The sequence below is a fragment of the Kosakonia sp. ML.JS2a genome, assembly GCF_025642095.1.
Taxonomy (GTDB): Bacteria; Pseudomonadota; Gammaproteobacteria; order Enterobacterales; family Enterobacteriaceae.
Genome location: NZ_CP106754.1, coordinates 3,358,788 through 3,372,718, shown reverse-complemented (window position 1 = coordinate 3,372,718; position 13,931 = coordinate 3,358,788). Strand labels below are relative to the sequence as shown.

Here is a 13,931-nt window from a genome sequence, read left to right as displayed (position 1 = left end):
GCTACAGGAGCAGCATGAACTATCGTATTATTCCGGTTACCGCATTCTCCCAGAACTGTTCGCTTGTCTGGTGTGAACAAACCCAACTCGCCGCCGTGGTCGATCCCGGCGGTGATGCTGAGCGTATTATTCAGGAAGTGGATGCTTCCGGCCTGACGCTTACGCAAATCCTGCTGACGCATGGTCATCTTGATCACGTTGGCGCGGCGGCTGAAGTGGCACAGCATTATGGTGTGCCCATTATCGGCCCGGAAAAACAAGATGAGTTCTGGCTGCAAGGCTTACCGGCGCAGAGCCGGATGTTCGGCCTTGATGATTGTCAGCCACTGACGCCGGATCGCTGGCTGGATGAAGGCGATACGGTCAGCGTGGGCAAAGTGAGTTTACAGGTGTTGCACTGCCCGGGGCATACGCCGGGTCACGTGGTGTTCTTTGACGCGCAATCGCGTTTACTGATTTCCGGCGACGTGGTGTTTAAAGGCGGTGTAGGGCGCAGCGATTTCCCGCAGGGCAACCATGCGCAACTGATTGACTCCATCAAACGTAAACTGTTGCCGCTTGGCGATGACGTGACCTTTATTCCCGGTCATGGCCCCCTGTCGACGCTGGGTGATGAACGGCTGCATAACCCGTTCTTGCAGGATGAGCTTCCAGTCTGGTAAATAAAAAAGGGTCGCCGTGGCGACCCTTTTTTTCAGCGCTGATTACAGCACTGCAACGATGGCTTCACACAACGGCGCCATATTGTCCGGCGTCATGCCCGCGACGTTAATACGCCCGGATGCCACAGCGTAAATACCAAACTCTTCACGCAGACGCAGCACCTGATCTTTGGTCAGGCCGCTGAATGAGAACATGCCATTCTGTTTCGTGATAAAGCTGAAATCACGATCCGCGCCTTTCTCCTGCAGCGTATTCACAAACAGCAGACGCATACGCTGGATACGCTGGCGCATATCGGTCAGCTCCTGTTCCCAGATTGCGCGCAGGGCTTCATTGCTGAGGATCGTCGCCACCACGGAAGCGCCATGCGCTGGTGGGTTAGAGTAGTTCGCACGAATGACTGATTTCATCTGGCTGAAGGCGCGATCGGCGCTTTCCGCATCAGCACAGACCAGCGTACAGGCACCGACACGCTCATTGTACAGACCAAAGTTTTTCGAGAAGGAGCTGGCAACCAGAAACTCTTTATGCAGCGCAGCAAATGCGCGCAACCCTTCAGCGTCTTCTTCCAGACCGCGGGCAAAGCCCTGGTAAGCAAAGTCAAACAGCGGCAGCCAGCCTTTTTCGACGGACAGCTTCGCCAGCGTCTCCCACTGTTCAAGCGTTGGATCGATACCGGTCGGGTTATGGCAGCAGCCGTGGAACAGCACCACGTCGCCCGCTTGTGCGTTATTCAGGCTGGCCAGCAGACCGTCGAAGTCCAGCGCGTGATTCTGTGCGTCGTAGTAAGTGTATTCGCACACTTCCAAACCGGCAGAGTTGAAGACGCCTTTATGGTTCGGCCAGCTTGGGTTGCTTACCCATATGCGTTTTGCAGAGGTATTTTTGGCGAGGAAATCCGCCGCTACGCGCAGACCACCGGTACCGCCTGGGGTTTGTGCTGTGCGTGCACGTTTGTCGTTGATAATCGCGCTGCCTTTGCCGAACAGCAGTTCCTGGGTGCAACGGCCAAATTCAGGAATACCGTCGATGCCGAGGTAATTTTTGGTGGTCTCATTTTCCAGCAGATAAAGTTCCGCTTTTTTTACGCTGGTCAGCACCGGGGTCTTGCCGGTTTCATCTTTATAGACGCCGATCCCTAAGTTGATTTTATTGGGGCGTTCATCGGCGCGAAACAGATCGGCCAGACCCAGAATAGGATCGGCAGGAGCGGCGGTTATATTCTCAAACATGACGAGGTTCCATTTTGATGACAGAAGGGAGATCCGCTATCAGGTTAACGGGAGATACGGGAATTGCCAACCGTTTGCGATAAAAAGCGCGATACTTTTCAAAAGTCATCACTCTTTATATCGCAGACATAAAAAAACAGGGCCGTAGCCCTGTTTGATATGCATATAACAGTCGAGGGGGGACTGATTAGAACTGGTAAACGATACCAACAGCAGCCTGGTCGTCGGTAGCCAGAGCAACTGCACGGGTGTAATCGTTTTCTTTCAGCAGGTTGAACTTATATGCAGCATATACGTTCATGTTTTTGTTGAAGTAGTACCAGGTACCCACTTCGATGTATTTGGTCAGGTCAGCGTCGCCGCCAGCGAAGTTACCGCGTGCAGCCAGGTCTTTACCTTTGGTCTGTACGTAGCCAACGGACGGACGCAGACCGAAATCGAACTGGTACTGTACAACAGCTTCGATGTTCTGAGTTTTGTTAGCGAAGGAATCATCTTCCTGCGGAGTCATGTTGTAGGTCTGAGAGTACATAACTGCTGCATACACGTTGTTAGCGTCATATTTAGCAGAAGTTGCCCACGCTTCAGCTTTGTCACCGTTACCATCAGCTTTCTGAGAAACAGTACGGTTAGAAGAAGAGTAACCTGCAGCAACGCCGAAACCAGCGCCCAGATCGTAAGTCACAGAGGTGCTTACGCCGTCGCCGTTCTGTTTTTTGACATCGCGGCTGGAGCTTTCGTTTTTACCCTGGTATTGCAGAGCCAGACCCAAGCCGTCAACCAGACCAAAGAAGTTGGAGTTACGGTAAGTTGCAACACCGCTGGTACGAGCGGTCATGAAGTTGTCAGTGTGGTTCCAGCCATCGCCGCCCCACTCAACCAGCATGTCAGTTGCTGCTTCAGCATCATAGATAGCGCCGTAGTTACGACCGTAATCGAAAGAACCGAAGTCACCGGCTTTCAGACCAGCAAATGCCAGACGGGTTTTAGTGTCCTGGCTGCCTTCAGTGCTGGAGGCATCCATGTTGTATTCCCAACGACCGTAACCGATCAGTTCGCTGTTGATCTGAGTTTCACCTTTGAAACCCACACGAGCGTAGGTGGTGTCTTCGTTGCCGGTTGCGCCGTTGGTGGTCCAAATGTGCTCGCCTACAGCTTTGCCGTAGAAGTCCAGTTTGTTGCCGTTTTTGTTATAGATTTCTGCAGCGTTAGCTGCACCCGCTACCAGCAGGGCAGGGATAACCACTGCCAGGATATTGCGCTTCATCATTATTTATTACCCTCATTGGTTTTTTTTAACACCTGCCACTGCCGCCAATAAATTCCGTCAATAAACATTTACGGAACTATTGATGAGAGTTTGGTGTCTTTCTGTGTCTGAAAGGCATCTTTCCAAACATGTCAGCGTTTCGCTACCCTGAAAGTGCTACAAATGTCTTAAAGCGGTAACAAAAAGAAATATTGTGTAAGAATTTATTAATTTTAGGGAACTTTGTGAACCACTTCATAATTCCGGACTGACTGCTGCTAAAAACAGCATCTTCATTCCTATTTATATGAATTGCTTATGTTTAATTGAGATAACAGCTTTTCTTATTCAGAAACCCTTCTCATCCTGTTTTTTCTTATGACGTGATTTAGCCATCCGGATAGCTGTTCTGTTTTTAACCAAAAGTGCGAAAGCAAGCGAAGGCAAAAAGTTGCAATAACATCGCTGTTGATTTTTTGTACAGAGTGGTTTCAGCCCAATTTGGTGCAGAAAATGAACGGGAAGGTAAGGAAGTGAGTAAAAATGTGTCTGCGTTGTGAACACAGGTTGATGCGGCAGAGATAAAGAAAAGGCCAGCGCTCAGGCTGGCCTTCATTCTTATCTGATCGATCAGAATGTCGCGCTGCGCGGTGTGCGCGGGAACGGGATCACGTCACGGACGTTCTGTACGCCGGTAACGTAGGCGATCAGGCGCTCAAAACCGAGACCAAAGCCGGCGTGCGGCACCGTGCCATAACGGCGCAGGTCGCGATACCACCAGTAGTCTTCTTTATTCAGCCCCATTTCAGCCATACGGGCATCCAGAACATCCAGACGTTCTTCACGTTGAGAACCGCCGATGATTTCACCGATGCCCGGCGCCAGCACGTCCATCGCCGCCACGGTTTTCCCGTCATCGTTAAGGCGCATATAGAACGCTTTGATATCTTTCGGGTAGTTTTTCACGACGACCGGCGCTTTAAAATGCTTCTCAGCCAGATAGCGTTCATGTTCAGAAGCCAGATCGACACCCCAGTACACCGGGTTTTCAAACGTCTCGCCGCATTTCTCCAGAATGGCTACCGCATCGGTGTAATCCACCTGAGCGAAATCTGCTGCGATAAAGCGCTGCAGACGGCCAATGGCATCTTTGTCGACGCGTTCTTCGAAGAACTTCAGGTCATCCATACGTTCATCGAGGACGGCTTTGAACGCATATTTCAGCATCGCTTCAGCCAGACGGGCGTTATCATCGAGATCGGCAAAAGCCACTTCTGGCTCCAGCATCCAGAACTCCGCCAGATGGCGACTGGTGTTGGAGTTTTCCGCACGGAAAGTCGGGCCGAAGGTGTAGATTTTCGACAGCGCACAGGCGTAAGTTTCGCCGTTGAGCTGACCCGATACGGTCAGGAAAGACTCTTTACCGAAGAAATCCTTGTCATAATCTACTTTGCCTTCCGGCGTACGCGGCAGGTTTTCCATATCCAGTGTGGAAACGCGGAACATCTCACCCGCGCCTTCGGTATCGGAAGCAGTGATCAGCGGCGTGGAAACCCAGAAGAAACCCTGCTCATCAAAGAAACGATGCAGCGCTTGCGCCAGCGTATGACGAACGCGTGCGACGGCGCCGATCAGGTTCGTACGCGGGCGCAGATGCGCGACTTCACGCAGATACTCGATGCTGTGGCGTTTCGCTGCCATCGGATAGGTATCCGGATCTTCAACCCAGCCGGTCACTTCAACGTGGGTTGCCTGAATTTCCAGACTCTGGCCTTCGCCCGGCGAAGCCACAACTTTGCCGGTGACGATAACGGAGCAGCCGGTGGTCAGACGCAGTACTTCGTCATTGTAATTGGGCAGAGAATTATTAATAACGGCCTGTACAGGATTAAAGCAGGAGCCGTCGTAAACGGCGAGGAAGGAGATACCAGCTTTAGAATCTCGGCGGGTGCGTACCCATCCGCGTACGGTGACTTCGCTGTCAACGGCAACGCGGCTATGGAATACGTCGGCTACAGGCACAACGCTCATAATATTCTCTCTGTTAATAGTCGGAAAAAATAAACACTTGTCCGCCCGATAAGGGGGGATATCTATGTTACCTGGCATACGCCATCAGACAAGCAGAATTCGCAGGAACAATTAATAAATTGTCGGCAAAAAGAAGGGAGCCGTCTGGCTCCCTGGAGATTAGCTGGCTTTTTTGACCTGGGGCAGGTCAAATGCTTTACGCAGTGCGCGGACGAACGCCTTGTCATGGCAGATGGTTTTTCCCGGACTGTCGGACAATTTCGCCACCGGTTTACCGTTGCACTCCACCAGTTTAATCACGATGTTCAGCGGCTTCACCTGGGGAATATCGCAGGTTAAGCGGGTGCCGATACCAAAACTAAGGTTAACGCGTGAGGCAAAGTGGCCATACAGATCGAGCGCTTTGTTCAGATCGAGGTTATCGGAGAACACCAGCGTTTTTGTCAGGGGGTTAATTCCCAGTTTCTCGTAATGGGCGATGGCTTTCTCCCCCCATTCCACCGGGTCCCCGGAGTCATGGCGTAACCCCTGATAACGGGTAGCGAACTCCGGGCCAAAATCGCGTAAAAAGGCATCCATGGTGATGCAATCGGTCAGCGCAATGCCTAATTGCGTTGGATACTCTTCCAGCCAGGCCGCCAGCGCAGCGCGTTGACTGGTGGCGAGATTTGGACTGATTTGCTGATGCGCCTGGAACCACTCATGTGCCTGGGTTCCCATTGGCGTCAATGACAACCGGCGCGCCAGATCGTAATTACTGGTGCCAACAAACCACGGTTCTTGCTGCAGTCGTTTAACAATCGCCTGCTGAACATCGCGGGAGAAACGGCGACGGGTGCCGAAATCCATCAGGCGAAAACGGGACATATCCTTTCCGGCCGTACGCACAGCAAAATCCGCCAGTTTTTCTTCCAGATGCAGCAGAGCCTGCTCTACGCCTGCCTGAGGTGAACGGCAGCGATGCACCACTTCACTGATGACCGCCAGCAGCGGCACTTCCCACATGATCACTTCGCGCCATGGGCCGGAGAGACGAATGTTGAGCTTGCCGTTGTCGTTGCTAATAGCGACTTGCTGCGGATCGTAACGGAAGTCGCGCAACCAGTTGAGATAGTCAGATTTAAAGAAAGGCAGGCCGGACAGCCAGTGGTACTCGTCATCCTGCAAACGCAGGTGTTGCATGGCATCCACATGTTCACGGATCGCGTCAGCGTAGATGCCGAGCAGATCGTCGCCACGGCAGCGGAACTCTGCTGAAACGTGCACATCGTAATAATGATGGAACACCGCTTGCTGCATGTGCAGCTTGTAAGCGTCGGTATCCAGCAGCGTTTGCAGACCAGGGAAAGCGAGTTGAGTCATGGTGCGCAGTAGCATCCTCTTACAGGAGCGTTTAGTACAATAAACAAAGCAGGTCGTCGCTGGAGTATACCTTGTTTACCAGGTTATTGAACCCCGATCACACCATATCGCACGGAATGGGTCGATGGCATTTCGTGCCTCCTGTTGCCAGAATGTAGCAAACCAGAGCTTTTCCCTCTGAAAAGATGAACATTCTGCGTGGCGCGTTTTCCGCAACCGGAATAGACTGGAGTCGTAACCAAACAGAAGATGCTAAAGGTTTTTTATGACACAACAGCCACAAGCCAAATACCGCCACGATTACCGTGCGCCGGATTACCTGATTAGCGATATTGACTTGACCTTTGAGCTCGACGCCGCCAAAACGGTCGTCACCGCGCTGAGTAAAGTGTCTCGCCATAGCGCCTCTGTCGTACCGCTGCGCCTCGATGGCGGCGAGCTGACATTGCTCTCTCTCCATGTGAACGATGCCCCATGGTCGAACTATAAAATAGAAGAAGGCAACCAACTGGTCATTGATGGCCTGCCGGATCGTTTTACCCTGCGTATCGTCAATGAAATCAGCCCGGCGGCGAATACCGCGCTGGAAGGGTTGTACCAGTCTGGCGAAGCGCTGTGCACCCAGTGTGAGGCGGAAGGTTTCCGTCACATTACCTGGTATCTCGATCGTCCGGATGTGCTGGCGCGATTTACCACCAAACTGATTGCCGATAAAACCCGCTATCCGTTCCTGCTGTCGAACGGCAACCGTGTTGATCAGGGTGAGCTGAGCGATGGCCGTCACTGGGTTCAGTGGCAGGATCCGTTCCCGAAACCCTGCTATTTGTTTGCTCTTGTTGCCGGTGACTTTGACGTACTGCGCGACACCTTTACCACCCGTTCCGGGCGTGAAGTGGCGCTGGAGCTCTATGTTGACCGCGGTAATCTCGATCGTGCGCCGTGGGCGATGACGTCGCTGAAGAACTCCATGAAGTGGGACGAAGATCGCTTCGGGCTGGAGTACGATCTCGACATCTATATGATCGTTGCCGTCGACTTCTTTAATATGGGGGCGATGGAGAACAAAGGGCTGAACATCTTCAACTCGAAATATGTTCTGGCCCGGACGGATACCGCGACCGATAAAGATTACCTCGATATTGAGCGTGTTATCGGTCATGAATATTTCCATAACTGGACCGGTAACCGCGTCACCTGCCGCGACTGGTTCCAGCTTAGCCTGAAAGAGGGGCTGACCGTGTTCCGCGATCAGGAGTTCAGTTCCGATCTCGGCTCCCGTGCGGTTAACCGCATCAGCAATGTGCGCACCATGCGCGGCATGCAGTTTGCGGAAGACGCCAGCCCGATGGCGCACCCGATTCGCCCGGACAAAGTCATTGAAATGAACAACTTCTATACCCTGACAGTCTACGAAAAGGGTGCTGAAGTGATCCGCATGCTGCACACGCTGCTGGGCGAAGAGAACTTCCAGAAAGGGATGCAGCTCTATTTTGAGCGCCATGATGGCAGCGCTGCGACCTGTGACGATTTCGTGCAGGCGATGGAAGATGCTTCCAATATCGACCTCTCGCATTTCCGTCGTTGGTACAGTCAGGCGGGCACGCCGATTGTGACGGTGCAGGATGACTACAACCCGAATACCGAGCAGTACACGCTGACCATCAGCCAGCGCACGCCGCCAACGGCAGAGCAGCAAGATAAGCAGCCGCTGCATATCCCGTTCGATATTGAGTTGTACGATAACGAAGGCAAGGTGATCCCGCTGCAAAAAGGCGGTCATCCGGTACACCACGTACTGAACGTGACGCAGGCGGAACAAACGTTTGTCTTTGATAATGTTTATTTCCAGCCGGTACCGTCACTGCTGCGTGAGTTCTCTGCGCCGGTGAAACTGGAATATAAATGGAGCGATCAGCAGCTCACGTTTTTAATGCGCCATGCCAGCAACGATTTCTCCCGCTGGGATGCAGCGCAAAGCCTGCTGGCCACGCATATCAAGCTGAATGTTGCACGTCATCAGCAGGGGCAGGCGTTGTCGTTGCCGCTGCATGTGGCCGATGCCTTCCGCGCGATCCTGCTCGACGAGGTCATCGATCCGGCTCTTGCTGCCGAGATCCTGACGCTGCCATCAGCGAATGAGATTGCCGAACTGTTTGAGGTTATCGATCCCTCCGCGATCACCGCCGTGCGTGAAGCGCTGACGCGTACGCTTGCCACTGAGCTGGCGGACGAGTTCCTTGCTGTGTATAACGCCAACAAATTGAGCCACTATCAGGTGGAGCATGCGGATATCGGCAAGCGCGCGTTACGTAATACCTGCCTGCGCTTCCTGGCCTTTGGCGATGCACAACTGGGCGACAAACTGGTGAGTCAGCAGTATCACGACGCCGATAACATGACCGATGCGCTGGCGGCGCTTTCAGCCGCTGTGGCCGCACAGTTACCGTGCCGCGATGCGCTGATGCAGGAATATGATGACAAATGGCATCATGACGGTCTGGTGATGGACAAGTGGTTTATCCTGCAAGCTACCAGCCCGGCGAGCAATGTGCTGGAAACAGTGCGTGGTTTGCTGAAACACCGTTCATTCAGCCTGAGCAACCCGAACCGCATTCGTTCGCTGATCGGTGCTTTTGCCGGCAGCAACCCGGCGGCATTCCATGCGCAGGATGGCAGCGGTTATCAGTTCCTGGTCGAAATGCTGACTGAGCTTAATAGCCGCAACCCTCAGGTGGCGTCGCGTCTGATTGAGCCGCTGATCCGCCTGAAACGTTATGACGCCAAACGTCAGGCGTTGATGCGCGCAGCGCTGGAGCAGTTAAAAGCATTGCCGAACCTGTCCGGCGATCTGTACGAGAAAGTCAGTAAAGCGCTGGCATAGTCCGGCAACCAGGCCCGGTAGCGCAACGCTTTCCGGGCCTGTCAATGTCGCCTTCCGAACGGCTAAGACGACATGCTTTCAGGCGTGGCGGGTTTGTGGCGCAACCATACTTTCTGACTCGCCGCGTTGCATGACCCGGTTCAGTACTGTTTCTTCTAACTCCGCCAGCCTGAGTGAGCCTGTCCGGCGCGGGCGGGGGATATCGATGGCCAAATCCAGGCCAATTTTCCCTTCTTCAATCAGCAGGACGCGATCGGCCATGGCCACGGCTTCGCTGACATCGTGCGTGACCAGTACGACCGTAAACCCATGTAATTGCCACAGTTCCGTAATCAGCGCTTGCATCTCAAGACGTGTTAACGCATCCAGTGCGCCAAGCGGTTCATCGAGCAGCAACAGTCCGGGCTGATGCACCAGCGCACGCGCCAGTGCTACGCGCTGTTTTTGCCCGCCAGAGAGCGCGGCAGGCCACTCCGTTGCGCGCTGCGCCAGCCCCACTGACCGGAGTGCCTGTTGTGCGGCCTCGCGCCAGGCCCCTTTCAGACCCAGACCGACATTATCGATGACCGATTTCCACGGCAGCAGGCGGGCATCCTGAAACATCATTCGCGTGTCATTCTGGATCTGCGCCAGTGGCGTGTTTCCCGCCAGCAGTTCACCGCTGTTTGGGGATTCGAGGCCGGCCAGCAGGCGCAGTAAGGTACTCTTGCCTCCGCCGCTACGCCCCACCACGGCAATAAACTGCCCGGCAGCAATGTGTAAATCCAGCCCCTTCAATACGGCGTTATCACCGTAGTGCTTGTTTACGCTATTTAATAACAAGGGGATCCCTTGAGTGAGTCGGGCGGTCGTCATGCATTTGCCTCCTTCTCATGATAAGCCGGATGCCAGCGTAACCACAGGCGCTCCAGCAGTTGCGCGCTGACATCAGCCAGTTTGCCGAGCAGGGCGTAGAGGATAATCGCTACCACCACCACATCGGTTTGCAGAAACTCCCGTGCGTTCATGGCCAGATAACCAATGCCCGCATTGGCTGAAATCGTCTCCGCCACAATTAAGGTCAGCCACATCAGGCCAAGGGCAAAGCGCACGCCGACCATAATAGAGGGCAGGGCACCCGGCAGGATCACATGGATAAAGAGCGCAAAACCGGTTAATCCATAGCTGCGCGCCATTTCCACCAGTCCACGATCGATATTGCGGATCCCATGCCAGGTATTGATATACACCGGAAACAGCGTACCCAACGCGACGAGGAATATTTTCGCGCTCTCGTCGATGCCAAACCACAGGATCACCAGGGGGATCAATGCCAGATGCGGGATGTTACGCAACATCTGGATAGAGGTGTCCAGCAGCCGTTCTCCCCAACGCGACAGACCGCTTATCAACCCCAGCGTCAACCCGATGCTGCCGCCAATAGAGAAGCCAATCGCGGCACGCCAGGAACTTATGGCCAGATGCTGCCACAGTTCTCCGCTTGCGCTCAGCGTCCAGAAGGCTTCCAGCACGCCTTCCGGTGACGGAAGAATGCGAGTAGAGAGCCAGCCAGTCGATGAGGCGATTTGCCAGACGATCACAATCCCGATGGGCAGTAACCACGGTGCGATACGCAGCAACCCGCTGTTCTGTGCAGCCATGATGATTCCTCAGCTTTGCGCCACTTTTCGCGGGATAAACTCATTCGCCACCGTCTCGCCCTGAAGCTGCAACGATTGCGGTTGCGGGATCTGCGGGATAGCGACATCAAGATGCGGGAACAGCAGCTCACCCACCCGATACGCCTCTTCCAGATGCGGATAACCGGAAAGAATAAAACTGTCTATTCCCAGTGCCGCATACTCGTTAATGCGCGCCGCCACCGTTGGACCGTCACCCACCAGCGCCGTCCCTGCGCCGCCGCGCACCAGACCTGGGCCCGCCCACAAATTGGGGCTGATTTCAAGGTTGCCGCGTTGACCGTTATGCAACGCCGCCATACGCTGCTGGCCGACGGAGTCCTGGCGTGCAAAGGCCGCCTGCGCTTTGGCAATGGTTTCGTCGTCCAGATGCGAGATCAGGTTGTCTGCCGCCTGCCAGGCTTCGGCGGTGGTTTCACGCACGATCACATGCAGGCGAATACCGAAGCGAACGTTACGCCCGTGCGCCGCTGCTTTGGCGCGCACCTGGGCAATTTTCTCTTTGACCTGTTCGGGGGGCTCGCCCCAGGTCAGATAGAGATCGACCTGTTCCGCGGCCAGATCTTGCGCCACATCCGATGAACCGCCGAAATAGAGTGGCGGGCGCGGTTGCTGTACGGGGGGGAAAAATAATTTCGCGCCGCGCACATGAACATGTTTGCCTTGGAAATCGACCGTCTCGCCTTCCAGCAGGCGACGCCAGACATGGGTAAATTCTGAGGATGCTGCGTAACGTTCAGTATGATCAAGAAACACACCGTCCCCTGCCAGCTCCTGCGGGTCGCTACCGGTCACGAGGTTAAACAACGCCCGGCCGTTAGACAGGCGGTCCAGTGTGGCGGCCTGGCGGGCGGCGACGGTGACGGAGGTGACGCTTGGACGCAGGGCGACGAGGAACTTCAGACGCTGGGTTACCGGGATCAGGGAGGCGGCCACCAGCCAGGCATCTTCACAGGAGCGCCCGGTTGGGATCAGTACGCCGCTAAATCCTATACGATCCGCCGCCTGGGCAATTTGTTGTAAATAGGCATGATCCACCGGTCGGGAACCGTAATCGGTCCCCAGGTAGTGACCGTCTCCGTGGGTAGGCAAAAACCAGAACAGATTCAGGCTCATAACTTGGCTCCTTGTTGGGTTGGCTGCCAGATGCGGGTACGGATATCCACTTTCTTCGGTAGCAGGTGGTTGGCATAAAACAGATCGGCCGTTTGCTGTTGCAGTGCGGCGGTTGCCTCGTTTACCGGCCCGATTCTGGTTGGGGGGCGGTGATCAAAATAGGTGGCGATAACGGGCGACGGTAATCCCATGGTTTTTGCCAGCAGCGCGACACTTTCGTCACGGTGGCTGCGGGTGAGGGCATCCGCTTCACTAAAGGTGTCCAGTACGCCCTGGATAAAGGCGCCATTCTTCTCTGCATAGGGGCGGGCAGCTAAATAGAAGGAGCCGGTTTGCTTCAGCGTGGTGCCATCTTTCAACACTCGCACGCCGCCTTGTAACAGGGCGGCGGAATAGTACGGATCCCAGATGGCCCAGGCGTCGACGTTCCCTTGTTGGAAGGCTGCGCGGGCATCGGCCGGTGTCAGGAAGACAGGTTGAATATCCGTAAATTTCAGTCCGGCTTCTTGCAGGGCGCGCAGTAGCAAGTTATGGGAGCTGGAACCCTTTTGCAGCGCCACTTTATGCCCTTTCAGGTCGGCGACCGTTTTAATGGCGCTGTTTTCCGCCACCAGGATCACTTCCGCTTTCGGCTTAGGAGGTTCCACGCCGACATAGACCAGATCCGCGCCAGCAGCTTGGGCAAAAATCGGCGGAATATCGCCAGTGCTGCCAAGATCAATGCTGCCGACGTTGAGCGCCTCCAGCATCTGCGGGCCAGCCGGGAATTCCACCCAGGATATTTTGGTATTCGGGTAACGTTTTTCCAGCAATTCATGACTTTTCGCCAGCACCATACTGACGCTGCCTTTCTGATAGCCAATGCGTAACCCATCCGGTGCAGGTTCGGCGGCATGTACCCAACCGGATACGGTCAACAGCCCGCCGATCGCCAGCCATTGTGCGCGATGTCTGAAAGCGCTAAACATGAGCGACTCCTTGTGTCGTATGGAAATCCGGTGCCTGGATATCGCGGCGGTGCAGCGCCTGCCAGAAGGTTTCCAGTGCGCTATCAAGACGGGTTTGCAGGTTGGGAATCAGGCTGGGTTTATGCTGATAATCAAGCACCTGGCTGTCGTCAGCAAACACGCCATGCAGGATCTCCTGCGCCTTGAGCGCGCTGAGAACAGGTTTCAGCGCGTAATCCACTGCCAGCATATGCGCCACGGTTCCGCCGGTCGCCAGCGGTAAAACCACCTTGCCTTCCAGTGCGCGTTCGGGGAGTAAATCCAGCAGCGTTTTCAGGGCGCCGGAAAATGAGGCTTTATAAATGGGGGTAGCGACGATCAAGCCATCTGCGCTTTTCAACTGTTCAATAAGCGTTTGTAACGCCGGGCTATCAAAGTTGGCATACAGCAGATCTTCTGGCGCGAAGTTATGTAAGTGCCAGTGGCAGACCTCAATATCCTGGGCGCTCAGACGCTCACGAGCATACTCCAGCAGCGCACTGGAGCGGGACGGGAAGCGCGGACTTCCGGCGAGAGTGACAACGCGCATAGTAGCTCCTTATAACTAATTGTTTGCTTTTAAGTAACATTCATAACAATTTAAAGCAGTGTGACAGAGGCGATTTATTCCACTAAATGATTTATTTGAAGAAAAATTGCCAAAAATTGCATAAAGCGGAGAGGGGAAGGGAAAACGATTGCGCCAAATCAGCTTTTTTTGCCGCAGGTCAA

At 54.4% G+C, this 13,931-nt stretch carries 11 protein-coding genes; 2 read left to right on the top strand and 9 right to left on the bottom strand.

What is annotated here, in order from left to right; all coding sequences use genetic code 11:
- The first annotated feature begins 14 nt into the window (after positions 1-14).
- Positions 15-662 carry an MBL fold metallo-hydrolase gene (locus N7922_RS16070; protein WP_134318369.1) on the top strand — a complete coding sequence of 216 codons (648 nt, stop codon included), beginning with the start codon at positions 15-17 and terminating at the stop codon, positions 660-662.
- Positions 663-704: 42 nt separating this feature from the next.
- Here N7922_RS16070 and N7922_RS16065 read toward each other — a convergent pair whose 3' ends face one another.
- From N7922_RS16065 to pncB, 4 genes are all read right to left on the bottom strand, one after another.
- Entirely contained in the window at positions 705-1,895 is a 1,191-nt protein-coding gene (locus N7922_RS16065; RefSeq protein WP_263097272.1) for an amino acid aminotransferase, read from the bottom strand.
- Positions 1,896-2,082: 187 nt separating this feature from the next.
- Entirely contained in the window at positions 2,083-3,165 is a 1,083-nt protein-coding gene (locus N7922_RS16060; protein WP_317633842.1) for a porin, read from the bottom strand.
- Between the two features lie 609 nt (positions 3,166-3,774).
- Positions 3,775-5,175: an asparagine--tRNA ligase gene (gene asnS / locus N7922_RS16055; RefSeq protein WP_263097271.1), complete on the bottom strand. Its 1,401-nt coding sequence runs from the start codon at positions 5,173-5,175 to the stop codon at positions 3,775-3,777.
- A gap of 159 nt (positions 5,176-5,334) precedes the next feature.
- Positions 5,335-6,537: a nicotinate phosphoribosyltransferase gene (gene pncB, locus N7922_RS16050; protein WP_263097270.1), complete on the bottom strand. Its 1,203-nt coding sequence runs from the start codon at positions 6,535-6,537 to the stop codon at positions 5,335-5,337.
- 265 nt (positions 6,538-6,802) lie between these two features.
- Here pncB and pepN point away from each other — a divergent pair, with 265 nt between their 5' ends.
- On the top strand, positions 6,803-9,418 hold the full coding sequence (gene pepN, locus N7922_RS16045) for an aminopeptidase N (protein WP_263097269.1): 2,616 nt from the start codon (positions 6,803-6,805) through the stop codon (positions 9,416-9,418).
- Between the two features lie 78 nt (positions 9,419-9,496).
- Here pepN and ssuB read toward each other — a convergent pair whose 3' ends face one another.
- From ssuB to ssuE, 5 genes are read right to left on the bottom strand one after another with little or no spacing between them, the layout of a single operon-like run.
- Entirely contained in the window at positions 9,497-10,273 is a 777-nt protein-coding gene (gene ssuB / locus N7922_RS16040; RefSeq protein ID WP_263097268.1) for an aliphatic sulfonates ABC transporter ATP-binding protein, read from the bottom strand.
- Positions 10,270-11,058, bottom strand: a complete 789-nt coding sequence (gene ssuC, locus N7922_RS16035) for an aliphatic sulfonate ABC transporter permease SsuC (protein WP_263097267.1) — start codon at positions 11,056-11,058, stop codon at positions 10,270-10,272. Before ssuC ends, ssuB begins: the two co-directional genes overlap by 4 nt.
- 9 nt (positions 11,059-11,067) lie before the next feature.
- Entirely contained in the window at positions 11,068-12,213 is a 1,146-nt protein-coding gene (gene ssuD / locus N7922_RS16030; RefSeq protein WP_263097266.1) for an FMNH2-dependent alkanesulfonate monooxygenase, read from the bottom strand.
- A complete protein-coding gene (locus N7922_RS16025) occupies positions 12,210-13,181 on the bottom strand; it encodes a sulfonate ABC transporter substrate-binding protein (RefSeq protein WP_263097265.1) in 972 nt (323 codons plus the stop codon). Before N7922_RS16025 ends, ssuD begins: the two co-directional genes overlap by 4 nt.
- Positions 13,174-13,749, bottom strand: coding sequence for an NADPH-dependent FMN reductase (gene ssuE, locus N7922_RS16020; RefSeq protein ID WP_263097264.1), 576 nt, complete (start codon positions 13,747-13,749; stop codon positions 13,174-13,176). Before ssuE ends, N7922_RS16025 begins: the two co-directional genes overlap by 8 nt.
- Between the last annotated feature and the right edge of the window lie 182 nt (positions 13,750-13,931).

Excerpts from the sequence above, each read along its gene's own strand:
- N7922_RS16025 (WP_263097265.1), bottom strand. The coding sequence starts at position 13,181 with ATGTTTAGCGCTTTCAGACATCGCGCACAATGGCTGGCGATCGGCGGG.
- N7922_RS16070 (WP_134318369.1), top strand. The coding sequence starts at position 15 with ATGAACTATCGTATTATTCCGGTTACCGCATTCTCCCAGAACTGTTCG.
- ssuE (WP_263097264.1), bottom strand. The coding sequence starts at position 13,749 with ATGCGCGTTGTCACTCTCGCCGGAAGTCCGCGCTTCCCGTCCCGCTCC.
- asnS (WP_263097271.1), bottom strand. The coding sequence starts at position 5,175 with ATGAGCGTTGTGCCTGTAGCCGACGTATTCCATAGCCGCGTTGCCGTT.
- pncB (WP_263097270.1), bottom strand. The coding sequence starts at position 6,537 with ATGACTCAACTCGCTTTCCCTGGTCTGCAAACGCTGCTGGATACCGAC.
- N7922_RS16065 (WP_263097272.1), bottom strand. The coding sequence starts at position 1,895 with ATGTTTGAGAATATAACCGCCGCTCCTGCCGATCCTATTCTGGGTCTG.
- ssuC (WP_263097267.1), bottom strand. The coding sequence starts at position 11,058 with ATGGCTGCACAGAACAGCGGGTTGCTGCGTATCGCACCGTGGTTACTG.
- ssuB (WP_263097268.1), bottom strand. The coding sequence starts at position 10,273 with ATGACGACCGCCCGACTCACTCAAGGGATCCCCTTGTTATTAAATAGC.
- pepN (WP_263097269.1), top strand. The coding sequence starts at position 6,803 with ATGACACAACAGCCACAAGCCAAATACCGCCACGATTACCGTGCGCCG.
- ssuD (WP_263097266.1), bottom strand. The coding sequence starts at position 12,213 with ATGAGCCTGAATCTGTTCTGGTTTTTGCCTACCCACGGAGACGGTCAC.
- N7922_RS16060 (WP_317633842.1), bottom strand. The coding sequence starts at position 3,165 with ATGATGAAGCGCAATATCCTGGCAGTGGTTATCCCTGCCCTGCTGGTA.